This window comes from Streptomyces sp. 7R007, from assembly GCF_054850255.1.
The window spans coordinates 60,030-84,286 of the sequence record NZ_JBTWMV010000004.1 but is presented as its reverse complement, the minus strand read 5'-3'; the positions used below and the strand labels follow the sequence as shown (position 1 = coordinate 84,286).

The 24,257-nt window shown below is 74.5% G+C and carries 19 protein-coding genes and 1 riboswitch; of the genes, 3 read left to right on the top strand and 16 right to left on the bottom strand.

Going from position 1 to position 24,257, the window contains the following annotated elements; translation table 11 throughout:
- Nucleotides 1-12 precede the first annotated feature (12 nt).
- Genes cobC through cobM form a run of 6 tightly spaced genes read right to left on the bottom strand, consistent with a single transcriptional unit; the run spans nucleotide 13 to nucleotide 6,582 of the window.
- Entirely contained in the window at nucleotides 13-1,071 is a 1,059-nt protein-coding gene (gene cobC, locus ACYF6T_RS07095) for an Rv2231c family pyridoxal phosphate-dependent protein CobC (RefSeq protein WP_461694326.1), read from the bottom strand.
- Complete coding sequence (locus ACYF6T_RS07090) at nucleotides 1,061-1,990, bottom strand: sirohydrochlorin chelatase (RefSeq protein WP_461694324.1); 930 nt, start codon at nucleotides 1,988-1,990, stop codon at nucleotides 1,061-1,063. The genes cobC and ACYF6T_RS07090 overlap by 11 nt, the downstream gene beginning before the upstream one ends.
- Nucleotides 1,987-2,577, bottom strand: a complete 591-nt coding sequence (locus ACYF6T_RS07085; RefSeq protein WP_461694322.1) for a precorrin-8X methylmutase — start codon at nucleotides 2,575-2,577, stop codon at nucleotides 1,987-1,989. Before ACYF6T_RS07085 ends, ACYF6T_RS07090 begins: the two co-directional genes overlap by 4 nt.
- Complete coding sequence (cobJ, locus tag ACYF6T_RS07080; protein ID WP_461694320.1) at nucleotides 2,574-4,244, bottom strand: precorrin-3B C(17)-methyltransferase; 1,671 nt, start codon at nucleotides 4,242-4,244, stop codon at nucleotides 2,574-2,576. The genes ACYF6T_RS07085 and cobJ overlap by 4 nt, the downstream gene beginning before the upstream one ends.
- Nucleotides 4,241-5,767, bottom strand: coding sequence for a precorrin-6y C5,15-methyltransferase (decarboxylating) subunit CbiE (gene cbiE / locus ACYF6T_RS07075; protein WP_461694319.1), 1,527 nt, complete (start codon nucleotides 5,765-5,767; stop codon nucleotides 4,241-4,243). The genes cobJ and cbiE overlap by 4 nt, the downstream gene beginning before the upstream one ends.
- Complete coding sequence (cobM, locus tag ACYF6T_RS07070) at nucleotides 5,764-6,582, bottom strand: precorrin-4 C(11)-methyltransferase (RefSeq protein WP_461694318.1); 819 nt, start codon at nucleotides 6,580-6,582, stop codon at nucleotides 5,764-5,766. Before cobM ends, cbiE begins: the two co-directional genes overlap by 4 nt.
- A 96-nt stretch (nucleotides 6,583-6,678) precedes the next feature.
- Here cobM and ACYF6T_RS07065 point away from each other — a divergent pair, with 96 nt between their 5' ends.
- Complete coding sequence (locus ACYF6T_RS07065; protein WP_461694316.1) at nucleotides 6,679-7,407, top strand: ZIP family metal transporter; 729 nt, start codon at nucleotides 6,679-6,681, stop codon at nucleotides 7,405-7,407.
- 17 nt (nucleotides 7,408-7,424) lie between these two features.
- Here the strand turns inward: ACYF6T_RS07065 and cobI are convergent, their stop codons facing one another.
- The 10 genes from cobI to ACYF6T_RS07015 form a co-directional block, all read right to left on the bottom strand.
- On the bottom strand, nucleotides 7,425-8,171 hold the full coding sequence (cobI, locus tag ACYF6T_RS07060) for a precorrin-2 C(20)-methyltransferase (protein WP_461694315.1): 747 nt from the start codon (nucleotides 8,169-8,171) through the stop codon (nucleotides 7,425-7,427).
- A complete protein-coding gene (locus ACYF6T_RS07055; protein ID WP_461694314.1) occupies nucleotides 8,156-9,505 on the bottom strand; it encodes a cobyrinate a,c-diamide synthase in 1,350 nt (449 codons plus the stop codon). Before ACYF6T_RS07055 ends, cobI begins: the two co-directional genes overlap by 16 nt.
- Nucleotides 9,502-10,101, bottom strand: coding sequence for a cob(I)yrinic acid a,c-diamide adenosyltransferase (cobO, locus tag ACYF6T_RS07050; protein WP_461694313.1), 600 nt, complete (start codon nucleotides 10,099-10,101; stop codon nucleotides 9,502-9,504). The genes ACYF6T_RS07055 and cobO overlap by 4 nt, the downstream gene beginning before the upstream one ends.
- Nucleotides 10,101-12,095 carry a putative cobaltochelatase gene (locus ACYF6T_RS07045; protein ID WP_461694311.1) on the bottom strand — a complete coding sequence of 665 codons (1,995 nt, stop codon included), beginning with the start codon at nucleotides 12,093-12,095 and terminating at the stop codon, nucleotides 10,101-10,103. The genes cobO and ACYF6T_RS07045 overlap by 1 nt, the downstream gene beginning before the upstream one ends.
- Nucleotides 12,092-15,748 (bottom strand): cobaltochelatase subunit CobN, encoded by a 3,657-nt coding sequence (gene cobN, locus ACYF6T_RS07040; RefSeq protein ID WP_461694309.1) that lies wholly within the window; start codon nucleotides 15,746-15,748, stop codon nucleotides 12,092-12,094. The genes ACYF6T_RS07045 and cobN overlap by 4 nt, the downstream gene beginning before the upstream one ends.
- Nucleotides 15,745-17,253: a cobyric acid synthase gene (locus ACYF6T_RS07035; RefSeq protein ID WP_461694308.1), complete on the bottom strand. Its 1,509-nt coding sequence runs from the start codon at nucleotides 17,251-17,253 to the stop codon at nucleotides 15,745-15,747. Before ACYF6T_RS07035 ends, cobN begins: the two co-directional genes overlap by 4 nt.
- On the bottom strand, nucleotides 17,250-18,191 hold the full coding sequence (locus tag ACYF6T_RS07030) for a cobalamin biosynthesis protein (RefSeq protein WP_461694306.1): 942 nt from the start codon (nucleotides 18,189-18,191) through the stop codon (nucleotides 17,250-17,252). Before ACYF6T_RS07030 ends, ACYF6T_RS07035 begins: the two co-directional genes overlap by 4 nt.
- Nucleotides 18,192-18,292: 101 nt before the next feature.
- Nucleotides 18,293-18,432, bottom strand: a riboswitch (cobalamin riboswitch).
- Nucleotides 18,433-18,578: 146 nt separating this feature from the next.
- Nucleotides 18,579-18,806 (bottom strand): hypothetical protein, encoded by a 228-nt coding sequence (locus ACYF6T_RS07025; protein WP_461694305.1) that lies wholly within the window; start codon nucleotides 18,804-18,806, stop codon nucleotides 18,579-18,581.
- A 31-nt stretch (nucleotides 18,807-18,837) separates the two neighbouring features.
- Entirely contained in the window at nucleotides 18,838-20,079 is a 1,242-nt protein-coding gene (locus ACYF6T_RS07020; RefSeq protein WP_461694304.1) for an inorganic phosphate transporter, read from the bottom strand.
- A gap of 97 nt (nucleotides 20,080-20,176) precedes the next feature.
- On the bottom strand, nucleotides 20,177-20,941 hold the full coding sequence (locus tag ACYF6T_RS07015; protein WP_461694302.1) for a lysozyme: 765 nt from the start codon (nucleotides 20,939-20,941) through the stop codon (nucleotides 20,177-20,179).
- 195 nt (nucleotides 20,942-21,136) lie between these two features.
- On the opposite strand from ACYF6T_RS07015, the gene ACYF6T_RS07010 reads away from it, so the two are divergent.
- Nucleotides 21,137-21,868: a class II aldolase/adducin family protein gene (locus ACYF6T_RS07010; RefSeq protein WP_461694301.1), complete on the top strand. Its 732-nt coding sequence runs from the start codon at nucleotides 21,137-21,139 to the stop codon at nucleotides 21,866-21,868.
- Between the two features lie 1,170 nt (nucleotides 21,869-23,038).
- A complete protein-coding gene (locus ACYF6T_RS07005; RefSeq protein ID WP_461694300.1) occupies nucleotides 23,039-24,154 on the top strand; it encodes an alpha/beta hydrolase family protein in 1,116 nt (371 codons plus the stop codon).
- Nucleotides 24,155-24,257 lie beyond the last annotated feature (103 nt).

The following is a 24,257-nucleotide window of genomic DNA, read 5'->3' as shown; positions in this document are numbered from 1 at the left end:
CGCGGCGCGCCGTCAGCCCTTCGCCAGGCTCACCGCCTGGTCCAGCGCCTGCAGGAACCGGTTCACCGTCGCCCGGTCCCGTACCGCGAGGCGCAGCCACTCCTCGTCGAGCCCGGGGAAGGTGTCCCCGCGCCGCACCGCGAAGCCGAGGTCGCGCAGGTGCCGTCGTACCGCCGCCGCCCCGGGCAGGCGTACGAGCACGAAGGGGCCCTCCGCGGGTTCGGCGACGGTGAGGCCGTCGGGTGCGAACTCCCGGAGCCCGGCGATGAGATGGGCCCGGTCGGTGGCGATGCGGTGGGCCGCGTGCCCGGCCTCCGCCAGGGCCCGCGGCGCCACGCACGCCTCGGCGGCGGCCAGCGCGGGCGTGGAGACCGGCCACAGGGGCTGGGCGCGCTCCAGTTCCGCGATCGTCTCCGGGGCGGCCAGCACGTACCCGATCCGCAGCCCGGCCAGCCCCCACGTCTTGGTCAGGCTGCGCAGGACGACGAGGCCGGGCACGTCCGTCCGTCCGGCCAGCGCCTCCCGCTCGCCCGGCACCGCGTCCATGAACGCCTCGTCCACCACCAGCGTCCGCCCAGGGCGGGCCAGTTCGGCGATGACGGCGGCCGGGTGCAGGACGGACGTGGGGTTGGTCGGGTTGCCGATGACGACCAGGTCCGCCTCCTCGGGAACGGCCGCCGGATCGAGCCGGAAGCCGTCCCGGGCCCGCAGCAGCACCCGCTCCACCGGGTGCCCGGCGTCCCGCAGAGCGGCCTCCGGCTCGGTGAACTGCGGGTGCACCACCGCCGCCTGACGGATCTTCAGGGCGCGGGCGAACAGCACGAACGCCTCGGCCGCGCCCGCCGTCAGCAGCACCCGCTCCACCGGCAGCCCGTGCCGCGCCGCCACCGCCGCCCGCGCGGCCCGCCCGTCCGGGTAGGCCGCCAGCGAGGCGAGCGACCCGGCGATCCGGTCGAGCAGCCAGGCCGGGGGCGTGTCGGCCCGGACGTTGACGGCGAGGTCGGTCAGCGCGGCCCCGTCGTCACGGACCTCCACGTCCCCGTGGTGGCGCAGATCGTGCTCAGTGCGCATGGGCGTGCCCGCCGTGATGGTGGTGCCCGTGATGGTGGTGGCCGTCGTCGTCCGGGTGGAAGTGCGGCTGCTGCGGCGCCCCCATCTTGTCCTCGAAGCCCGGCAGCGCGATGCGGTACACGCACGAGTCGCAGTTCATCCGCAGATCGCCCTTGACGGCCTCCTCGTACCGCTCCATCACCAGGTCCAGCAGCTCCGGCTCCGGCCCGATCACGTCCGCCGACCGCACCTCGACCTCCGGATGCGCGGCCGCCCAGCCCTCGGTCTGCTCCCGCACCCGGTCCGGCAGGATGCCGGTGAACAGGAAGTACGGCAGGACGACGATCCGGCGCGCGCCGAGCTTCGCGCACCGGTCGAGCCCGCTGGGCACGTCCGGCGCCGCCAGCGACACGAACGCCGTCTCCACACCGGCGTACCCGCGCCCCTCCCACAGCAGCCGCGCCGCCTTGTACACCTCGGCGTTGGCGTCGGGGTCGGTGGAGCCCCGGCCGACGAGCAGCACGGTCACGTCCGAACGGTCGTCGGCGGTACGCCCGCCGGTGGCGCCCAGCGCCTCGTCCAGCCGCCGCTCCAGGACCGACAGCAGCGCGGGGTGCGGGCCCAGCGGGCGGCCGTAGGTGTACGAGATCCCGGCGTGCCGCTCCTTCTCGCGGGCCAGCGCCGCCGGGATGTCGCCCTTGGCGTGCCCGGCCGAGACCAGCATCAGCGGTACGGCGGCGAAACGGCGCACCCCGCGCTCCACCAGCTCGGTGACCGCGTCGCCCAGCGGCGGCGGGGACAGCTCGATGAAGCCGCCCGCGACGGGCAGCTCGGGGTGGCGGCGCCCCAACTCCCGTACGAAGTCGCGGAACGCCTCGGCTCCGGCATCGTCCCGGGTGCCATGACCGGCGATGAGCAGGGCGGGCGGCGGGGTGGTCACGATTGCTCCTCGGATTGCGAAGTGGGGTGGTACAGCAGGGCGTTGAGGGCGGCCGCGGCGACGGCCGACCCGCCCTTCTCGGACACGTTGCTCACCGCGGGCAGCCCGCTCGCGCGCAACGCGGCCTTGGACTCGACCGCGCCGACGAAGCCGACGGGCAGGCCGATGACGAGCGCCGGGGAGGCATCCAGGGTGAGCAACTCCTCCAGCGCGGTGGGGGCGTTGCCGATCACCCACAGCGCACCCGGGCCGACCTGCTCGTAGGCGAGGCGGATTGCGTGCGCCGAACGGGTCAGCCCCGGACGTGCCGTGGCGTCCTTCAGCCGGCAGACGGTCTCCCGCCGGGTGATCCCGGCGCCGACCATCTCGACGTCGACGACCACCGGCGCCCCCGCGTGCAGCGCCGCGTGCGCCGCGACCAGCTCGCCCTCGTCCATGACGAGATCGTCGGCGTAGGCGAGGTCGGCGGCGGAGTGGATGACCCGCTCCACCACCGCCCGGGTCAGCGGCGGGAAGTGCGAGGTGTCCAGCCGCGCCCGCAGCCGCCGGTAGGACTCCTGCTCGATCGGGTGGATCACGCGGTTCACTCGCCCTCCTCCTGCCAGCGGTAGCCGCGCGGCGTCACCATGCGCCCGGCGATCTCGCGGGTCGCCGTGTTGCCCACGGTCACGACCGTCATCATGTCGACCGTGGCCGGATCCAGCGCGGCCAGCGTCGTCACCCGGCGCGACTCGTCGGGCCGCGAGGCGTTGCGCACGACACCCACCGGCGTCGACGGCTGCCGGTGGTCGGCGAGCAGGCCGAGCGCCTTCGGCAGCTGCCAGTCCCGGCCGCGGGAGCGGGGGTTGTAGAAGGTGACCACGAGGTCCGCCTCGGCCGCCGCCCGCACCCGCCGCTCGATGACCTCCCACGGGGTGTGCAGGTCGGACAGGCTGATCGAGACGTGGTCGTGGCCCAGCGGCGCGCCCAGGATCGCCCCGGCCGCCAACGCCGCCGTCACGCCCGGCACCCCGACCACGTCGATGTCGTCGGACGCCTCGGCGAGCGCGGGGGAGGCCATGGCGTACACGCCCGCGTCACCGCTGCCGATCAGCGCGACCGCCCGCCCAGCGCGGGCCTCGGCCACGGCCGTGCGCGCCCGCTCCTCCTCGGCGCCGAGCCCCGACTCCAGGATCCGGGTGCCGGGTCGCAGCAGGTCGCGGATCTGGTCGACGTACTGGTCGAGGCCGACGAGCACGGCGGCGCGCCGCAGTTCGGCCTTCGCGCGCGGGGTGAGCAGGTCCCGGGCGCCGGGACCGAGCCCGACGACCGCGAGCCGGCCGCGCCCCGGGCGCCGTACGACCGCACAGGTCGCCATCGCCGACTTCCGCTTGGGAACGAGGAGTTCGCCGCCCCCGATCAGGGCCGCCGCCTCCGCGACGGAGGGGGTGCCGACGGCCGCGAGGGGCGCGTCGGACGGGTTCGGGACCTCGACGGCCGCCAACTCGTCGGCGGAGTACGTCACCACGGGCACCCCGAGCCGCTCGGCCGCCTCCAGGATGCCGGGCTCGCCGGCCTTCGCGTCGACGGTGGCGAGCTCGGCGACACTGCGCGCGGACAGCCCCGCCTCGCGCAGGGCGCCCTCGACCAGCCCCAGCACCTCCTCGGCGGGCGCGCCCCGGGAGGCGCCGACGCCGACGACGAGGGACGGCGGACGCAGCAGCACCTCGTCCTCGCCGGGCTCGGCCAGACGGTCCGTCAGACGGATGGCGTACCGGCCCTCGTCGGCCGTCGGCAGGGCGGGCAGCGGCCAGGGCACCTCGGCGCGCAGGGCGACCGGCTCGCCGTCCAGCAGGGCCCGGGACACCGCGGCGACCGCGCCCTCGACCGGGAAGCCCAGGGTGTCCAGGCCCGGCAGGTCCACCGCGTCCGTCGCCGTGGTCACCACGGGCTGCGCGCCCAGCAACTCGCCGACGTCCCGGGCGAGTTCGTTGGCACCGCCGCCGTGCCCGCCGACCAGCGACACGGCGAACCGGCCGCCCTCGTCGACGCACACCACACCCGGGTCGGACGTCTTGCCGGCCAGCAGCGGCGCGATCAGCCGGACGACCGCGCCCGTGGCCAGGAAGCACACGAGCTGCTCGCACTGCGCGAACGCGGCCCGTACGGCGTCCCCGACGGGACCCTCGTACACCCGCGTCCGCTCCGGCCACGCAGCGGCCAGCCGGTCGCGCGCAGCCGCCCCCGCCGCGGTGGCGGAAATGAGGCCGATCACTGAGCAACTCCTTCATCGGTAACGGGGGTTCTGTCCCCCCACAGCAGGAACACGGGGTTGGTCGCCGCCAGCCGGGTCACGTCCCCGGGCAGCGGCGCCAGCCGCGACGACTGCAACAGCACGCCGTCGCAGGAGAATCCGGCGCCGGTGAGCGCCGCGCGCACGGCCGGCACCCGGTCGAGCGCGGCCAGGGCGACGACGACCGTCCGCCGGGCCCGGCGCGCGCACGCGGCGACGATGCCGGGCAGCTCGCGCCCGCCGCCGCCGACGAACACCGCGTCGGGGTCGTCGAGCCGGGACAGCGCGGCCGGCGCCGACCCGTGCACGACCTGGACGTCGACGCCGTGCGCGGCGGCGTTGGCGCGGATGCGCGCGACACCGTCCGGGGTCTTCTCCACGGCGGTGACGGCGGCGCCGAGCCGCGCGCACTCCACGGCCACCGAGCCGGAGCCGGCGCCGACGTCCCAGACCAGGTCGCCGAGCCGGGGCCCGAGCCGGGCCAGCGCGAGCGCCCGCACCTCGAACTTGGTGATCATCGAGTCGCGGTGGGCGAACTCGCCCTCGTCCAGCGCCCACCGAGCGGGCCCGGCCGCGGCCCCGGCGACGGTCCGCACACCGCCGAGGGCTCGCGCCTCGTCGAGGCACAGGACCACGCTGACGTCCGCACCCCAGTCCCGGCCGGCCGCCTCCCCGACGGAAACCCGCTCGACTCGCTCGCCGGCCGAGCCGAGACCAGACGCAACGACCAACACCCGCGCGCCACTCTCCGGCACCCGCACTTCGCGTTCCGGTACCGGCACCCTGTTTCCCGGCGCCCGCACTTCGCGTTCCGGTACCGGCACCCTGTTTCCCGGCGTCCGCACTTCGCGTTCCGGTACCGGCACCCCGTTTCCCGGCGCCCGCGCTCCGTCTTCCGGCACGGGCGCGACGCTCTCCGGCGCCCGCGCTCCGTCTTCCGGCCCCGGCGTTGCGCTCTCCGGCGCTCGCGCTCCGTCTTCCGGCCCCGGCACCCCGGCTTGCGGCGTCCGCAGCCCGCCTCCGGGCGCCCCCGCCCGTTCCAGCAGTGCCGTGGCGAGTTCCGACGGGCCCGTGCCTGGGCCCGTCAGTACCGCCACCTTCGGATGTGCCCGGCATGCGTTGACCGCCGTACGCAGGTCGCGTCCGTGTGCGCTGACGACGACCGCGTCGTCCCACGGCAGGCCCACCCGCGCGAACGCGGCGGCGACCGAGGAGACCCCCGGCCGTACGTCCAGCCGGTCCGGACCGAAGCGCTCCGCCAGCACCCGTACGATGCCGAAGAACCCGGGGTCGCCCGAGGCCAGGACCACCACCCGGCCGTCCTTGTCCAGGTGCCGTTCGACGGCGTCCAGCGCCGGTGCCAGCGGACCGAGCACGACCCGCTCGGCGTCCGCCGGCACCGGCGCGGCGTCGAGGTGCCGGCGCCCGCCGACGACGAGGTCGGCCCCGGCCAGCACGTCCGCGGCCACCGGCGCCCCCGTCCCCGTACCGACCACCGTGATCACGTACTCGCCCCCCGCTCGCGCAGCGCCTTGCGCGCCTCCGGGTCGGCCTTGCGGAAGCCGTGGAAGTGACCCGGGTGGTAGAGGTGCGAACGGGTGCCCTCGGCGTCCAGCGCCGGGCCGACCAGGAAGAGCGTGTGCTTCCACAGCCGGTGCTCCTTGACGGTCTCCTCCAGCGTCCCGATCGTGCACCTCACCAGCAGCTCCTCCGGCCACGTCGCCTGGTAGGCGACGACGACCGGCGTGGACGTCGGGTAGCCGCCCTCCAGCAGCTCCCGCACCAGCTGCCCGCTGCGGGCGGCCGACAGGAAGACCGCCATGGTCGTGCCGTGCCGCGCGAACTCCCGCACCTCCTCCCCGGGCGGCATGGGCGTCTTGCCGCCGCCGAGCCGGGTGAGGATCACGGACTGCGCGACCTCGGGGATGGTCAGCTCGCGCTGCGCGAGCGCGGCGACCGCGGAGAACGCGGAGACGCCCGGCACGACCTCCGTCGCGATCCCGATCCGGGCGCACCGGTCGAGCTGCTCCTGCGTGCCACCCCACAGGGCGGGGTCACCGGAGTGGATGCGGGCGACGCGCAGTCCCTGCGCGTGGGCCCGCTCGTAGACGGCGACGACGTCCTCCAGGGACATGGTCGCCGAGTCGAGGATCTCCGCGCCGTCGCGCGCGTGTTCGAGGACCTCCGCCTGGACCAGGCTCGCCGCCCAGATCACGACGTCCGCCTCGGCGATCGCCCGCGCGGCGCGGAACGTCAGCAGATCGGCGGCGCCGGGGCCGGCACCGACGAAGGTCACCTTGCCGGTGGGGGCATCGGCCATGGAAATCGGGTCCTCTCCGTACAAAACATGCCAAGGGTGATGCGGGCGGGGCCGCACGATGTGCGCGAAGGGCTGTTGATCGGATAACAAGGCCCCATGGCGGTCTTCGTCGCGCTCGGCGCGTTCCTGATGACGCTGGCCGGCGGTTGGACGGCACAGCGGGTGACCGACCGTCGGCATCTGGTCCTCGGACTGGCCGGCGGCCTGATGCTGGGCGTGGTCGGCCTGGACCTGCTGCCCGAGGCGCTGGAGGCGGCGGGCGACGAGGTCTTCGGCGTACCGGCCGCGCTGCTGCTCTTCGTGGCCGGCTTCCTGCTGGCCCATCTGGTGGAGCGCACGCTCGCCGGCCGGCAGGCGTCCCACGGCGGTGACGAGCACGACCACCGGGCGCCCGAGGTGGGCCTCACGGCGGCGGCCGCGATGGTCGGCCACAGCGCGATGGACGGCGTGGCGATCGGCGCGGCCTTCCAGGTGGGCGGCGGCATGGGCGTGGCGGTGGCGCTCGCGGTGATCGCCCACGACTTCGCGGACGGCTTCAACACGTACACGATCACCAGCCTGTACGGCAACGCCCGGCGCAGGGCGCTGACCATGCTGTTCGCGGACGCGGCGGCACCGGTCGTCGGCGCCGCCTCGACGGCGTTCGTGAGCATCCCGGAGGGCCTGCTCGGCGGCTATCTGGGCCTGTTCGGCGGTGTGCTGCTCTACCTCGCCGCAGCCGAGATCCTGCCCGAGGCCCACCACGAGCACCCGGCCCGCTCGACCCTGCTGTGCACGGTCGCGGGCGCGCTGTTCATCTGGCTGGTGGTGGGCCTCGCCGGCTGAGCCCCCCGGGAGGGGACTCACAGCTTGCCGCCCCGGCCGCCGTCGCGCCGCGCGGGCGCGATGAGGGTGGACAGGTACGGCAGCGGCTCCCCGTCGAGGTCGGCGGCGGGCCGGATCGACTCGCTCTCCAGTCCGAGCGCCGAGCCCCACACCGCGTCGCCGAGCCGCCCGGTCTCCCGCAGCGCCTCGGCGACCTCGCCGGCCTGCCGGCCGAACTTGTAGGCGACGACCGTGCCGGGGCCGTTCAGGGCGTCCTTGAGGACGGCCGACCCGGCGGTGACGGGGACGAGGGTGAGCGGCTCGGTGCCCTCCGTCAGCACCGCGCCCGACCGTGCCGCGAGGTCCTGCATGGCGGTGATGCCGGGCACGGTCTCGACGGCCGTACCGGGCAGGAGCTCGGCGATGGTCTGGGCGAGGTAGGTGAACGTCGAGTACACGTTGGGGTCGCCGATGGTCGCGAAGGCGACGACGGAGTGCGCCGCCAGCAACTGGGCGACCCGTCCGCCCGCCGCGTCCCAGGCGGCCTCCCGCCGCCCGCGGTCACTGCGCTCGTTCAGCGCGAAGACGACCCGCACGACCTTCTCCGCGGGCACGTAGTGCAGCACCGTCGCCTCGGCGCGCCCCCGCTCGCCGGTGTCCATCACGGGCACGACGACGACGTCGGCGGCGCGCAGGGCGTTGACGCCCTTGACGGTGACGAGTTCCGGGTCGCCGGGTCCGACTCCGACCCCGATCAGCCTGCTGTTGCTCATGACGTCCGGCACCTCTCCACGAACCGACGGGCGACACCGGGCTCGGACGCCCAGTGCGTGTGCAGATAGCTGGCGTGCACACCTCGCTGTACGAAACCCTCGACCCGCCGCTCGGGAGCGCGCACGCCCCACGCGGGCGCCGCCCCCGCCCTCGGCTCGACGACGGTCCGGTGAAACTCGTGCCCCCGCATCCGCGTCCCCGCGGCGGCCAGCACGCTGTCGCCGACGGCGACGGCGTCCCGGTACCCGAGGGTGAGCCGCTCGCTCATCCGGGCCCGCGCGTCGATCACCCCGCACATGGGCTGCCCGTCCAGCTCCCGGCACAGATAGAGCAGTCCGGCACACTCGGCGGCGACCGGGGCGCCGCCGCGCGCGAGGTCGCCGACGGCCTTGCGCAGCGGCTCGTTGGCGGACAGCTCGGCGGCGTACACCTCGGGGAACCCGCCTCCGACGACCAACCCATCGGTCCCCTCGGGCAGTTGGTCGTCCCGCAGGGGGTCGAAGGTGACGACCTCGGCGCCGGCGGCGGCGAGCAGTTCGGTGTGCTCGGCGTAGGAGAAGGTGAAGGCGGGGCCCCCGGCGACGGCGACCACCGCCCGCCGGCGCACCTCGGTCACGGGCGGCTCCCAGGCGGCGCACGACAACGCCCCCGCACCGCGCGCCAGTTCCCACAGCCCGTCCAGATCGCAGCCCCGCTCGACCTGCGCGGCCATCGCCGCCACCGCGTCCAGCGCCTCCGCCCGCCGCTCGGCCACCGGCACCAGCCCCAGATGCCGGGACGGCGTGTCCACCTGCGGTACCCGCCGCAGCACCCCCAGCACCGGCACCCCGGCCGAGTCCAACGCCTCCCGCAGCAACTCCTCGTGCCGGTCCGACGCCACCTTGTTCAGGATCACGCCGCCGACCCGCACCTGCGGATCCCACGACGCGTACCCGTGCACCAGCGCCGCCACCGACCGCGACTGCGACGAGGCGTCCACCACCAGCACCACGGGCGCCCGCAACAACTTCGCGACCTGGGCCGTGGACGCCAACTCCCCTTCCCCCGCGGCCCCGTCGTACATCCCCATCACGCCCTCGACGACGGCGACGTCACACCCGCGCGCCCCGTGCGCGAACAGCGGCCCGATCAACTCCGGCCCGCACAGGTACGCGTCGAGGTTCCGCCCGACCCGCCCGGTGGCGAGCGCGTGATACCCGGGATCGATGTAGTCCGGCCCGACCTTGTGCGGGGACACGGCGAGCCCCCGCGCGGCGAACGCGGCCATCAACCCCGTGGCGACGGTGGTCTTGCCGCTGCCGGAGGCCGGCGCGGCGATGACCAGCCGGGGAACGGAACCTGTCACCACTCGATGCCCCTCTGGCCCTTCTGGCCCACGTCCATCGGGTGCTTGACCTTCGACATGTCGGTCACGAGGTCGGCGAAGTCCACCAGCTTTTCCGGCGCGTTCCGCCCGGTGATCACGACGTGCTGCGTGCCCGGACGGTCGCGGAGCACGTCGATCACCTCGTCCGTGTCCACCCACCCCCAGTGCATCGGGTACGCGAACTCGTCGAGCACGTACAGCTTGTAGGTCTCGGCGGCGAGGTCCCGCTTGACCTGCTCCCAGCCCTCCCGGGCCTTCTCCTCGTTGTCCATCTGGGAGTCGCGCTGCACCCACGACCACCCCTCGCCCATCTTGTGCCAGGCGACCGACCCGCCCTCGCCGGAGGCGCCCAGCACCCGCAGCGCGTTCTCCTCGCCGACCTTCCACTTCGCCGACTTGACGAACTGGAACACCCCGATCGGCCACCCCTGGTTCCAGGCCCGCAGCGCCAGCCCGAAGGCGGCGGTGGACTTGCCCTTGCCGATCCCGGTGTGCACGACGACCAGCGGACGGTTGCGGCGCTGACGGGTCGTCAACCCGTCGTCCGGCACGACACTCGGCTGCCCCTGCGGCATTACGCGGCCCTCCTCTGTACGTCCTTCACCAGTCCGGCGATCGAGTCCGCCCGCAACTCGTCGAGCGTCACCGCCGTGCCCCCCAGCTCGTCCGCGAGCCGCCCGGCCAGCCCCAGCCGCACGGGCCCCGACTCGCAGTCGACGACCACCGACGCGACTCCCTCGGCCGCGAACAGCCGGGCCGCCCGCCCGGCCAGCGCCACCGGCTCGGGACCGCCCGTGGCCCGCCCGTCGGTCACCACGACCACGAGCGCCCGCCGCGCCGGATCCCGCAGCCGCTCCACCCGCAGCACGTCGTGCGCGCGCAGCAGCCCCGCCGCGAGCGGCGTGCGCCCGCCCGTCGGCAGCGACTCCAGCCGGGCCGCCGCGGCGTCCACGGACGACGTCGGCGGCAGCGCCACCTCCGCACCCGCCCCCCGGAACGTCACCAGCCCCACCTTGTCCCGCCGCTGGTAGGCGTCCAGCAGCAGCGACAGCACCGCGCCCTTCACCGCGCTCATCCGCTGCCGCGCCGCCATCGATCCGGAGGCGTCGACCACGAACAGCACGAGGTTGCCCTCGCGGCCCTCCCGCGTCGCCTGCCGCAGATCGTCCCGGCGCACCACCAGCCCCGGACCCGACCGGCCCCGCGCCCGCTGGTGCGGCGCGGCCGCCTGTACGGTCGCCGCCAAGTGCAGCTTGGTGAGCGCCCCCTGGGGCCGCCGCGCCCCGGTCGTCCGCCCGTGCTCGGTGCGCGCCCGCGAGCGCCGGCCCGCCGCGCCCTCACCGATCCCGGGCACGCTCAGCACCTTGGTGCGAAACGGCTCGGCGGCCCCTACGGCGCACTGCTCGCCGGCGCCGGAGGGCTGCGGCGCGCCGTCCTCCCCGGCCTCGGGCCGCGCGCCGGTGTCGCCGTCACCCTGCGGCCCCTCGTCCGGCGCCGGCTGCCCGCCGCCCCCGCCGGGTCCGCCAGGCCCGTCGTCGTCGGGCTCCGGGTCGTCGTCCCCGGCGAACTGCTCCAGCGTCTCGTCGAGCTTGTCCTCGTCGAGCCCCGGCGCGTCGAAGGGGTTGCGGCGGCGCCGGTGCGGCAGCGCGAGCAGTGCCGCCTGCCGTACGTCCTCGGCGAGCACGTCGGTCCGCCCGGCCCAGGCCGCCAGCGCGGTCGCGGTGCGGGCCATCACGATGTCCGCCCGCATGCCGTCCACCTCGAAGGCGGCACAGGTCGCCGCGATCTGCCTGAGCGCCCCGTCGCCGAGCCGCACCGACGGCAGCAACTCCCGTGCCGCCGCGATCCGTTGCCGTACGGCCGCCTCCTCGTCCGCCCAACGGGCCGCGAAACCGGCCGGATCGTCGTCGTAGGCGAGCCGGCGGCGCACCACCTCCACCCGCTGGTCGGGCTCCCGGGAGGCCGCGACCTCGACGGTGAGGCCGAACCGGTCGAGCAACTGCGGCCGCAGCTCGCCCTCTTCGGGGTTCATGGTGCCCACGAGCAGGAAGCGGGCGGCGTGCCGCACGGAGACGCCCTCGCGCTCGACGTAGGAGGCGCCCATCGCCGCCGCGTCGAGGAGCAGGTCGACCAGGTGGTCGTGGAGGAGGTTGACCTCGTCCACGTACAGGATGCCGCGGTGCGCGTCGGCCAGCAGGCCCGGCTCGAAGGCCTTCACGCCCTCCGCCAGCGCGCGTTCGATGTCGAGCGCGCCGACGAGGCGGTCCTCCGAGGCGCCCACCGGGAGTTCGACCATCCGCGCCGGACGCGTCTCGAACGCCCCCGGCTCGTGCGGCCCGTCCGGGCAGGCCGGGTCGGGGGCGCCGGGGTCGCAGGAGAAGCGGCAGCCGGAGACGACGTCCAGCTGCGGCATCAGCGCCGAAAGGGCCCGTACCGCCGTCGACTTGGCGGTGCCCTTCTCGCCGCGCACCAGCACACCGCCCACGGCGGGCGAGACCGCGTTCAGCAGCAGCGCCAGCCGCAGGTCGTCCTGGCCGACGACGGCCGTGAAAGGAAAGGGGGTGGTCACTGGTCGTCGCCCTCCAAGTCGCCTTCCAGCTCCAGGTACGTGGCGCGCAGCCGCTCCAGCGTCTCCGCGTCCGGCTCGGCCCACAGCCCCCGGTCGGCGGCCTCCAGCAGCCGCTCCGTGATCCCGCGCAGGGCCCAGGGGTTGGACTTCTTCATGAAGTCCCGGTTCTCGGCGTCGAAGACGTACTCGGCGCTGAGCTTCTCGTACATCCAGTCGTCGACCACACCCGCCGTGGCGTCGTAGCCGAAGAGGTAGTCGACGGTCGCCGCCATCTCGAAGGCGCCCTTGTAGCCGTGCCGCCGCATGGCCGCCATCCAGCGCGGGTTGACCACGCGGGCGCGGAAGACGCGGTGCGTCTCCTCGCCCAGCGTGCGGGTCTTCACCTGGTCCGGGGTGGCGGAGTCGCCGACGTACGCCTCGGGGGAGGCGCCGGTGAGGTGGCGCACCATGGCGACCATGCCGCCGTGGTACTGGAAGTAGTCGTCGGCGTCGACGAGGTCGTGCTCGCGGGTGTCGACGTTCTTGGCGGCGACGGCGATCCGCTTGAACGCCGTCTCCATGTCCCCGCGCGCCGCCACCCCGTCGAGCCCGCGGCCGTAGGCGTAGCCGCCCCACACCGCGTACACCTCGGCGAGGTCGGCGTCCGAGCGCCAGTTGCGCGCGTCGATCAGCGGCAGCAGCCCGGCCCCGTACGCGCCCGGCTTGGAGCCGAAGATGCGGGAGGTGGCCCGGCGCCGGTCGCCGTGCTCGGCGGTGTCCTCGTCGGCGTGCGCCTTGACGAAGTTGCGGTCGGCGGGTTCGTCCAGCCCGGCGACCGCGCGGACCGCGTCGTCGATCAGCCCGACGACGTGCGGGAACGCGTCCCGGAAGAAGCCCGAGATGCGGACGGTGACGTCGATGCGCGGCCGCCCGAGCTCCTCCAGGCCGATCACCTCGAAGCCGGTCACCCGGCGCGAGGCGTCGTCCCACACCGGACGGCAGCCCAGCAGCGCCAGGATCTCGGCGATGTCGTCGCCCTGGGTGCGCATCGCGGACGTGCCCCACACCGTCAGCCCCACGGACCTCGGGTAGTCGCCGGTGTCCTGCAGGTACCGCTGGACGAGGGAGTCGGCGAGCGACTGCCCGACCTCCCAACTCAGCCTGGACGGAATGGCCTTGGGGTCGACGGAGTAGAAGTTGCGGCCGGTCGGCAGCACGTTGACCAGGCCGCGGGTCGGCGAACCGGACGGGCCCGCCGGGACGTAACCGCCGTCCAGGGCCCGCAGGATGTGCCCGATCTCGTCGGTGGTCCGCGCCAGCCGCGGCACGACCTCCGTGCAGGCGAACTCCAGCACCGCGACGGCGTCCGGGAGTTCGGTGCCGAGGACCTCGCGCACCAGGGCACCGCTGTCGGCGGCGGCCCAGTCCCGCTCCTCCATGCCCTGCGCGATCCGCCGGCACAGCTGCTCCAGCAGGTCGATCGCGTCGGCGGCGGTGCGGGCCGGCCCCTCGACCAGGTCCGTCAGCTCCACCGGCACCTTCACCGGCGCGCCCGGCTCGGCCAGCAACTCCTTCTCCACCAGCCCGAAATGGGCGGCGAGACAGGCTCGCAGTCCCGGCAGCGCGTGTGCCTGCCCGCCCCACACCTGCGAGGCGCGCAGTACGGCGAGCACCAGGTTGACGCGCGGTTCGCCGACCGGGCCGCCGCCCAGGACGTGCAGCCCGTCCCGGATCTGCACGTCCTTGATCTCGCACAGATAGCCGTCGATGTGCATGACGAACTCGTCGAACTCGTCGTCGTCCGGCTGCTCGTCGACGTGCAGGTCGTGGTGGAGCTCGGCCGCCTTGACCAGCGTCCAGATCTGCGCGCGCACCGCCGGCGCCTTCGTCGGGTCCAGGTCGGAGACGAGCGCGTACTCGTCGAGCAGCTGCTCCAGCTTGGCCAGGTCGCCGTAGGTGTCGGCGCGGGCCATCGGCGGCACGAGGTGGTCGACGACCGTGGCGTGCCCGCGCCGCTTGGCCTGGGTGCCCTCGCCCGGGTCGTTGACGATGAACGGGTAGATCAGCGGCAGTTCGCCGAGCACGGCGTCCGGGGCGCACCCCGCGCCGAGGCCGAGTCCCTTGCCGGGCAGCCACTCCATGGTGCCGTGCTTGCCCATGTGGACGATCGCGTCGGCGCCGAAGGAGTTCTCCAGCCAGCGGTAGGCGGCCAGGTAGTGGTGCGACGGGGGCATGTCCGGGTCGTGGTAGATCGCGATCGGGTTCTCGCCGAAGCCGCGCGGCGGCTGGATCATCACGACCACGTTGCCGAACTGCAGGGACGCCAGCACGATGTCGTCCCCGTCGACGTACAGCGAGCCCGGCGGCTCGCCCCACGCCTCCAGCATCCCGTCCCGCAAAGCGGGGTCGAGCTCGTCGAACCACGCTCGGTAGTCCGCGAGCGGCACCCGCGCGGGCGCCGCGGCCAGCTGCTCCTCGGTCAGCCACTCCACGTCGTGCCCGCCCGCCTCGATCAGCCGGTGGATCAACTCGTCGCCGCCGGAGGGGTATTCGGTGAGCGAGTAGCCGGCGTCCCGGAGCGCGTCCAGCACCCGCACCGCCGAGGCGGGCGTGTCCAGCCCGACCGCGTTGCCGACGCGCGAGTGCTTCGTCGGGTACGCGGTGAAGACCAGCGCCAGCTTCTTGTCGGCGTTCGCCTTGTGCCTGAGCCGCGCGTGCCGGACGGCGATCCCGGCCACGCGCGCGGCCCGCTCGGGGTCGGCGACGTACACGGGAACGTCGTCCGGGCCCTGCTCCTTGAAGGAGAACGGCACCGTGATCAGACGGCCGTCGAACTCCGGGATCGCGACCTGCATCGCCGCGTCCATGGGGGAGAGCGCGGCGTCGGACTCGTCCCAGGCCGCCCTGGACGACGTCAGGCACAGTCCCTGCAGCACCGGCACGTTCAGGTCGGCCAGCGCCCCGATGTCCCAGGCCTCGTCGTCGCCGCCCGCCGAGGCCTGCGAGGCGTGCGTGCGGCCCGCGGCGAGGACGGTGGCGACCAGGGCGTCCGCCCGGCCCAGGAGCTCGTACAGCCCGGGGTCCGCCCCGCGCAGCGAACCGCAGTACACGGGCAGGGCGTTGGCGCCCCGCGCCTCGATCGCCGCGCACAGGGTGTCCACGAAGGCGGTGTTGCCGCTGAGTTCGTGCGCCCGGTAGAAGAGCACGCCGACCGTGGGACGCCCGTCGTGCGAGGCGTACGAGCCGTGGACGCCGTACTCCGGCATCTTCTGCGGCTCCACGAAGCCCTCGCCGGTCAGCAGCACGGTGTCGGAGAGGAACCGGGCGAGTTCGGTGAGGTTCCCGGGGCCGCCCTCGACGAGGTACCTCAGCGCCTCGGCCACCACACCGGCCGGCACGGACGACTCGGCCATCAACTCCGCGTCCGGCACCGCCTCCCCGCCCAGCAGCACGGTCGGCACTCCGGACGCCTTCAGCGCGGCGAGCCCGTCCTCCCAGGCCCGCTTGCCGCCGAGCAGTCGTACGACGGCGATGTCGGCGCCCTCGATCAGCGCCGGCAGCTCCTGTTCGACGTCCACCCGCATCGGGTTGCCGATCCGGTAGTCGGCACCGGCGGCGGACCGGGCCGCCAGCAGATCGGTGTCGGCGGTCGACAACAACAACACTGTGCTCATGCGGGCGCTCCCGGTGGAATGAAGGGCAGTCCTTGCGGCGCGCCGGACTCGATGAGCCGCCACAGCGCGTCCGTGTCCGCGTGCTGTTCGATCAGGTCGCCGAGCCGGTCGAGCTGCTCCTCGCGCAGCGCGGCGAACGAGGTGTCGGCGGCCGGCACGAAACGGCGGCCCGCGGCGGCCGCCACCTCGCGCAGGAAGGCCCGCCGGAACCCGTCGGACTCCAGCGAACCGTGCCAGTGGGTACCCCAGGTCTGGCCGACGCGGCAGCCGTCCAGGAAGGGGTCGCCCCCACCGACCTCGGCGACCCCGTGGTGGATCTCGTACCCCTCGACCCGCTCGCCGAGGGCTTCGCCCACCGGCCGGGTGAGGGTCTTCTCGCGGGCGAACCGCACCCGCACGGGCAGTACTCCCAGCCCCTCGACGTGTCCGCGCCGGCTCTCCACCTCGTCCTCGATGTGCTCGCCGAGGACCTGGAAGCCGCCGCAGACGCCGAGGACGGGGCGGCCTTCGGCGGCCCTGCGCCGCAGCGCCTCGGCAAGGCCACGCTCGCGCAGCCACTCCAGGGCCCGCACGGTCCCGCGGGTTCCCGGGACCACCACCAGGTCCACGTCCGCCAGCTCCTCGGGCCGGTCCACGAACCGCACGACGACACCGGGTTCGGCGGCCAGGGCGTCGACGTCGGTGAAGTTGGACATCAGCGGGACGGCACAGACCGCGACCCGGAGGACGTCCTCCCCGACGGGCGGCGCGGTGTTCGACTCGCGGACCGTGCCCCGCAGGGACACCCGCAGCCCGTCCTCCTCGTCGATGCCGAGCCCGTGCCGGAAGGGCAGGACGCCGTAGGTCCGCCGCCCGGTGAGCCCGTGGAGCATGTCGAGGCCGGGCTCCAGCAGCGAGACGTCCCCCCGGAACTTGTTCACCAGGAACCCTGCGACGAGCCGCTGGTCCGCTTCCGACAGCAGCGCGACGGTCCCGAAGAACGAGGCGAAGACCCCGCCACGGTCGATGTCCCCGACCACCAGCACGGGCAGCCCGGCGTTGCGGGCGATCCCCATGTTCACGATGTCGGTGCGCCGCAGGTTGATCTCCGCGGGCGAACCGGCCCCCTCACAGATCACCGCGTCATACGTGCCCCGCAACTCGGCCAGACAGTCGAGAACGGTCCCGAGAAGCCTCTGCTGCCGGCCGCCGTGATAGCCGCGCGCGCTCAGCTCGCCCACGGGCTTGCCCATCAGCACGACCTGGCTGCTCTGTTCGCCCCCCGGCTTCAGCAGCACGGGATTCATCAGCGCGGTCGGCTCGATGCGGCAGGCCTGCGCCTGCATGGCCTGGGCGCGCCCGATCTCGGCGCCCTCGCGCGTCACGAACGAGTTCAGCGACATGTTCTGCGCCTTGAAGGGGGCCACCTTGACCCCCTGGCGCACCAGCCACCGGCAGATCCCGGCGGTGACGACACTCTTGCCGGCGTCGGAGGTGGTGCCGGCCACGAGCAGCCCCCCGCTCATGACGCACGCCCCTTCAGGACGGCCCGCGCGGCGACGCTCACGCCGAGCGCGAGCAGTCCGACGCGACGGGACAGCCGTACCGCCCGCTCGATGTCGTGGACCCCCACCTGACGTCCCTCCCGATTCAGCACGGGCCGGTGCTCGACCCGCCCGCCGTACGACAGCGTCCCGCCCAGGCGCACGCCGAGCGCCCCCGCGAACGACGCCTCCACCGGCCCGGCGTTGGGGCTCGGATGCCGGTCGGCGTCGGCCCGCCAGGCCCGCACGGCCCCGCGCCGGTCCTCGCCCGCGACGGCCGCGAGGACGGCGGTCAGCCGTGCCCCCGGCCACCCGGCCAGGTCGTCCAGCCGGGCGGAGGCCCAGCCGAACCGCCGGTAGCGGGGCGACTTGTGCCCCACCATGGCGTCGAGGGTGTTCACCGCCCGGAACCCGAGCAGCCCCGGCACCCCGCCGACGGCGCCCCACACGAGGGCCCCCACGACGGCGTCGGAGGTGTTCTCGGCCACGGACTCCACGACCGCCCGGGCGATCCCGTCGGCGTCCAGCGCCTGCGGATCCCGCCCGCACAGATGGGGCAGCCGTGCCCGGGCCGCCTCGACGTCCCCGGCGGCCAGCGCCCGCCCGACGGCGCGGGCCTCCCGGGCGAGGGAGGTCCCGCCGACGACGGCCCAGGTGGCGGCGGCGGTCAGCGCGACGGAGGCGGCAGGGGAACGGCGTACGGCCTTCTGCGCCACGGCGCCCAGCGCCACGGCGCCTCCGGCGCACACGGCGGTGTGCAGCGCGCCCCACCCGCGGTGGTCGCGCCACAGCCCCCCTTCCACGGCGCCGGCGGCCCGCCCGAACGCGGCGACCGGATGCCCGCGGCGCGGATCGCCGAGGAGCTGGTCACCGAGGAGTCCGGCGGCGGCGCCGTACGCGAAGACGCGATCGGCACGCATCGGCTCAGCCGGCCGTGGGCTCGGGCAGCGAACTGGTCCTGGACCTCGGACGGCAGGCTGGCATGACGGCATGTCCTCACTCAGGGTGTCCACGCCCTGGTTCGACGAGACCGGCGGTGAGAGTTCCTGGCTCCCGAGGCTTCCTACCCCGGTGACAGTGGCGGGACCGCGCCGGACTTCCACCGGCTTCCTCTCCTGCCGCCGTATATGGCTCCGGCAGTCCACCACGCCCCCGGAAGGACAGTCAACTTGCTGTTGACCTGCGACGGGAGAGTGTGCTGAGGCCCACACGCACGGGGTCGCCGTGGTCACGCGAACGCGTGGTGCCGGGACGGATCACCGCCCCGGCACCACGCGTGGACCCGGTCCTCAGGCCGTGCTCGCGCCTCAGGCCTTGTTCATGATCAGGGAGATTCCGTACGCCACCGCCGCCGCGCAGGCCGCGAAGCAGACGTACGCGCCGGTGACCGCGAGGGCCGCCGAGGTGCCCTGGGCGCCGGCCCGCTCGCGGCGGGCGAGGCCCATGACGCCGAGGGTGAACAGGGCCACCAGGCCCACGGTGACCGCGAGGCTGACGCCGAAGACGGAGCCCAGGGCTGCCCAGTCGATCTTCATGGTGATGCTTCCTTAAGGGGGCTGAGGGCGGTCAGACGGCGGCGGCCGGCGGGGCCGTCGGCTCCGTGGTGGCGGCGGGCGCCGGGATGGTGGCCGTGAGGTCCTCGGCCACCGCGCCCGCGGGCGGCGGGGCCACCGCGGCGATCGCCGCGGTCACCACGCCGGCCGGCTCCTCGGTCGCGTTGACGTTCGTCGCGTCGACGACCTCGCGCCGGGACAGCTTCCAGATCGCGGCGCTGGCGGCGACCAGGAAGACGGCCACCAGGGCGGTGCCCCAGTCGCCGAGGTCGGTGACCGACTCGGCGAGCGCGCCGACCAGGGCGGCGGCCGGGAGCGTGAGCACCCAGGCGACGGCCATCCGGGTCGCGGTGGACCAGCGGACCACACCGCCCTTGCGGCCCAGGCCCGCGCCCATCACCGAACCGGAGACGACGTGCGTGGTGGACAGGGAGAAGCCGAGGTGGGAGGAGGCCAGGATGGCCGTGGCCGCGCTGGTCTGGGCGGCGAAGCCCTGCTGCGGCTCCAGCTCGGTCAGGCCCTTGCCCATGGTGCGGATGATGCGCCAGCCGCCGATGTAGGTGCCGAGCGCGATGGCCAGGCCCGCGGAGAGGATGACCCAGGTGGGCGGGTCGGAGTCGGGCGCGACGACACCGCCGGCGACCAGGGCGAGGGTGATGACGCCCATCGTCTTCTGCGCGTCGTTCGTGCCGTGCGCCAGCGAGACCAGGCCCGCGGAGGCGATCTGGCCGGCCCGGTAGCCCTTCTCGGCGGCCTTGCCCTCGGTCTTCCTGCCGAGGATGTACGACAGCCTGGTGGCGGCTAGCGCGGCGACGCCGGCGACGACCGGGGCGGCGACCGCGGGGATCAGCACCTTGGTCACGAGCACGTCGCCGTGCACGGCGCCGAAGCCGGCGGAGGCGACGGTGGCGCCGATCAGGCCGCCCATCAGGGCGTGCGAGGAGCTGGAGGGCAGTCCCACCAGCCAGGTCAGCAGATTCCAGAGGATCGCGCCGACCAGGGCGGCGAAGATGACCTCGGGACGGATGCCGTTCTCATCGACGAGACCCTTGGAGATCGTGTTGGCGACCTCCACGGAGAGGAAAGCGCCTACAAGGTTGAGCGCGGCGGACATGGCCACCGCGACCTTGGGCTTGAGGGCACCGGTCGAGATGGTGGTGGCCATCGCGTTGGCGGTGTCGTGGAAACCGTTCGTGAAATCGAACGCGAGTGCGGTTACCACCACAATCGCGAGGATCAGCGAGAAGTTTTCCATTTACCCAGGCAATCGTTCGAAGTCATCGGTCGGTTGACCGTAGGCAACCTGAGTGAACGGAAGATGAACTGAGGCGGTCCTCGGGGTGTATGCCGGGTCAGTGGCCCAGGGTCAGCCGCTTCAGCCGGGCCCGGGAGCCGTTGAAGAGATTCTGGTCACCCGGCAGGCTGCCGCTGTTGTCGTACTGCCAGAAGGTCCACAGCGACCATCCGGCCGGCAGCGCCCCCGCGTCCGACGAGCCGTGACGGGCGATCCACAGCGCGTGGTCGGCGGCGAAGGCGCGGCTGCCGCCCGTGCAGGCGTTCCACCAGTGGGTGGTCGTATACAGGACGGGACGGCGGCCGGTCAGGCGCCGCACCTCGTCGCTGAAGGACCTGATCCAGCCGGCCATGGCGCTCTTGCTCAGGCCGTAGCACTTGTGCCTGGCGTCGTACGGGTTGTATTCGATGTCGAGCGCGGGCGGCAGCGTCCAGCCGTCGGCCGTCCAGGCGCCGCCGTTGCCCACGAAGAAGTCCGCCTGCGCGCGGCCCGACGACGTGTCCGGCCGGGCGAAGTGGTACGCGCCGCGGATGATCCCGGCGGCGCGGGCGCCGTCGTACTGCCGGGCGAAGTACGGGCTGCGGTAGGTGGTCGACTCGGTCGCCTTGACGTAGACGAACGTGGCGCCCTTGGCCTTCGCCGCGGACCAGTCGACGTTTTTCTGGTGTGAGGAGACGTCGTGCCCCTTCGGCAGGTCCGCGGCCGATGCCGGAGAGCCGGCGAGCGCGCTCGCCGCGACGACGAGCGCCGCCGCCGATGCCGCGACGAGGCGGGCGGTGCGGCGGCGCGGAGACGGGTGGGGCGGTGTGCGGTCGCGGGCCATGTTTCCCCCGGAATGGCGACGTGTGCGACAAATCACCCGGAGATTACTGGAAGATCGTTGAGCGCTCGCCGATCTCCGGCCAAGGCGATTCGACGCGGCAAATGCCCCGGTAAGTACCCTTCCGGAGGGGGTGGTTCCGGCCTAGAGTGCCCCGACCCGGCGGCGCGCCGGACGGGCCCCTGGCAGGATCGCGGCATGGCTGAACAGCATCGGGACCAGGGGGACGGGCGGGGTGGCCGGGAGGGTGCGCCGTATGTGCCGGAGGAGTGGGGGAGGGGTGTGCGCGAGGAGGAGGCGCACGCCTGGGAGTCCCTCGTCGCGACGGCCCGCCGCACCGTGGCGGACGGGCTGGTCGTCGGCACCTCCGGCAACGTCTCCGTGCGCGTCGGCGACACCGTGCTGGTCACGCCGTCGGGCGTGCCGTACGACCGGCTCACGCCGGACGACGTGACCGGCGTCGACCTCGACGGCCGGCAGGTCCTCGGCGCGCTGGTGCCGACCAGCGAACTGCCCATGCATCTCGCCGTCTACCGCTCGACCGACGCGCGCGCCGTCGTGCACACGCACGCCGTGCGCGCCACGGCCGTCTCGACGCTCGTCGCCGAGCTCCCGACGATCCACTACATGACCGCGGCTCTCGGGGGCCCTGTCCGAGTCGCCCCCTATGCGACATACGGCACCCGGGAGTTGGCCGAGAACATGCTCCAGGCCCTCGCCGGCCGCACCGCCTGCCTCCTGCAGAACCACGGCACGATCGCCTACGGCACCTCCCTCGACCAGGCCTACGACCGCACGGCCCAGCTGGAGTGGATGTGCCACCTGTGGCTGACGGCGTCCTCGATCCCGGGCCTGACCCCCCATCTGCTCACCCCCGAACAGGTGGCGGAGGTGGGGGAAAAGCTACGGGGATACGGCCAACGGAGCTGACCAGAGGCCAGGACGCCGCGCGATCGGTTCACAGAAGGACCGGTTCGCGCGCCGCCGGTTCACGGCACACCGGTCTGCCCGCGTCCGGTTCACGGCACACCGGTCCGCTCGCCGCCGGTTCGCTGGACACCGGCTCGCAGGTGACTGGTTCGCTGGACACCGGCTCGCAGGTCACTGTTCGCTGGACACCGGCTCGCGCGCCGCCGGTTCGCAGGACACCGGTCCGCTGCCCCGCCGCGAGGGGACCCCACCACGATGTCCGGGCCCGCAGCTTGCCGAACCCCCGCGCCGGGGCCTGTCGGTGCCACACCCTCCCGCCCCGCCGCCCGGCGGCACCGCGCACTGTGTGCTGCTGCCCGGTGCTGCTGCACGGCAGCGCACCGCACTCGTCGCTGGCACGCACGGTCGTGCTGCCGCCCGGCGCTACGGCGCATTCCCGCCCCGTCGCCTCGTCGTTGCCCAACCCCGCCCTGCGGCCTGTCGGTGCCACACGCTCCCGCCCCGCCGCCCGGCGGCGCCGCGCACTGTGTGCTGCTGCCCGGTGCTGCTGCACGGCAGCGCGCCGCACTCGTCGCTGGCACGCACGATCGTGCTGCCGCCCGGCGCTACGGCGCACTCCCGCCCCGTCGCCTCGTCGTTGCCCAGCCCCGCCCTGCGGCCTGTCGGTGCCACACCCTCCCGCCCCGCCGCCCGGCGGCACCGCGCACTGTGTGCTGCTGCCCGGTGCTGCTGCACGGCAGCGCACCGCACTCGTCGCTGGCACGCACGGTCGTGCTGCCGCCCGGCGCTACGGCGCGCCCCCGCCCTGCCGCAGGCGCTCCCATGCTGCCGCCTCGTCGCTCCCGCTCCGCCGCCCTGCGCTGACCACCCCCCTTGCCCCGCCGCCCGGCGCTGGCCACCCCCTCGCCCCGCCGCCCGGCGCTGCCGCGCGCGCTCCCGTGCTGCCGCCTCCTCGCTGTCGCGCACTCCCGTCCCGCGCCCGGCGCTGACACAGCCTCCTCGCCCGGCCGCCCGGCCGCCCGGCGCTGGCCAACCCCCTCGCGCCGCCGCCCCTCGCTTCAGTGCACTCCCGCTCCACCTGGCGCTGGCCAACCACCCGCCCCGTCACCACCGTCACCCCGCCCCGGGCCCCGGCTGGCCGCCGTCGGGGTCGGACAGGACACTGGACGGGTGCGCACTGTCAAAGCGACGGCCGCCGCCGTCACCGTAGCCCTGGCAGCCGGCGCAGCCTCCGTGGCCGCCGGTCGTTTCGCAAGCGACGCCGCGCTCAAGGCGCCCCCGGGCAAACCCCTGCCCACCGAACCCCGGCTCACCGTGCACGCCACGGCCGCCGGCCAGGTCGCCCTCACCCGCGACCTGGCCGCCCTGCGCCCGGGCACCTACGGCCTCGCCGGCGACGGCACCCACGCCGTCGTCGGCCCCGTCCTCGGCGCGGCGACCCACTCCGCCGACACCGTCGTACGCCGCCTCGAACGCGTCACGCACGGCACCCTGGAACCGGGCGACAAGGTGTGGTTCACCCCGAACGTCCACGTCGGCAACCCCCGCGACGCCCTCGGCCTCGACCACGCCGACATCGACGTCCCCGGCGAACTCGGCGCGCTGCCCGCCTGGTTCGTCCCCGGCGCCCGCGACACCTGGATCATCGCCGTGCACGGCCTGGGCACCACCCGGGAACTCCCCATGAACGTCATGCGGTTCCTGCACGACCAGCGCTTCCCGGTGCTCTCCCTCGCCTACCGCGGCGACCTCGGCGCCCCCCGCCCCCGGGACGGCCTGGGCCACCTCGGCGCGACCGAGTGGCGCGACCTGGACGCGGCCATCCGCTACGCCGTGCGCTACGGCGCCCGGCAGGTCGTCCTGCACGGCTGGTCCACCGGCGCCACCATGGCGCTGCGCGCCGCCGCGCACTCCGGACTGCGCGAGCGCGTCTCCGGACTCGTCCTGGACTCCCCGGTCCTGAGCTGGGCGACGACCCTGCGCGCCCTCGCCTCCGCCCGCCGCACCCCCGGCCCCCTGCTGCCGCTCGCGGTCCGCGCGGCCCAGGGACGCACCGGACTGGAGGACGACGGCGCCGAGGTCCCGCGGCTCACCGTGCCCACCCTGGTCTTCCACGGCCCCGACGACCGCCTGGCCCCCTGGGAGCACTCCCGTCGCCTGGCCGACGCCCACCCCCGCCTGGTCGCCCTCCACACCGTCCGCCAGGCCCCGCACTCGGCGATGTGGAACGCCGACCCGAAGGCGTACGAAGAAGCGTTGCGCCGCTTCCTGACCCCGCTGATGTGACCCGACGGCGCCCACTCGCACGCCCGCCGCCACGATTCCGTTTAACGTCCAACCGCTGGCCTGATCCCGGCTCCGAGCGGCTCGCTCGGGCCCGGCATTGGCC

Bases quoted from the DNA above. Each gene is read 5' to 3' on its own strand.
- cobC (WP_461694326.1), bottom strand. From the start codon at position 1,071: ATGCGCACTGAGCACGATCTGCGCCACCACGGGGACGTGGAGGTCCGT.
- cobM (WP_461694318.1), bottom strand. From the start codon at position 6,582: ATGGCCGATGCCCCCACCGGCAAGGTGACCTTCGTCGGTGCCGGCCCC.
- ACYF6T_RS07065 (WP_461694316.1), top strand. From the start codon at position 6,679: ATGGCGGTCTTCGTCGCGCTCGGCGCGTTCCTGATGACGCTGGCCGGC.
- cobO (WP_461694313.1), bottom strand. From the start codon at position 10,101: ATGCCGCAGGGGCAGCCGAGTGTCGTGCCGGACGACGGGTTGACGACC.
- cobN (WP_461694309.1), bottom strand. From the start codon at position 15,748: ATGAGCACAGTGTTGTTGTTGTCGACCGCCGACACCGATCTGCTGGCG.
- ACYF6T_RS07035 (WP_461694308.1), bottom strand. From the start codon at position 17,253: ATGAGCGGGGGGCTGCTCGTGGCCGGCACCACCTCCGACGCCGGCAAG.
- ACYF6T_RS07030 (WP_461694306.1), bottom strand. From the start codon at position 18,191: ATGCGTGCCGATCGCGTCTTCGCGTACGGCGCCGCCGCCGGACTCCTC.
- ACYF6T_RS07025 (WP_461694305.1), bottom strand. From the start codon at position 18,806: ATGAAGATCGACTGGGCAGCCCTGGGCTCCGTCTTCGGCGTCAGCCTC.
- ACYF6T_RS07020 (WP_461694304.1), bottom strand. From the start codon at position 20,079: ATGGAAAACTTCTCGCTGATCCTCGCGATTGTGGTGGTAACCGCACTC.
- ACYF6T_RS07015 (WP_461694302.1), bottom strand. From the start codon at position 20,941: ATGGCCCGCGACCGCACACCGCCCCACCCGTCTCCGCGCCGCCGCACC.
- ACYF6T_RS07010 (WP_461694301.1), top strand. From the start codon at position 21,137: ATGGCTGAACAGCATCGGGACCAGGGGGACGGGCGGGGTGGCCGGGAG.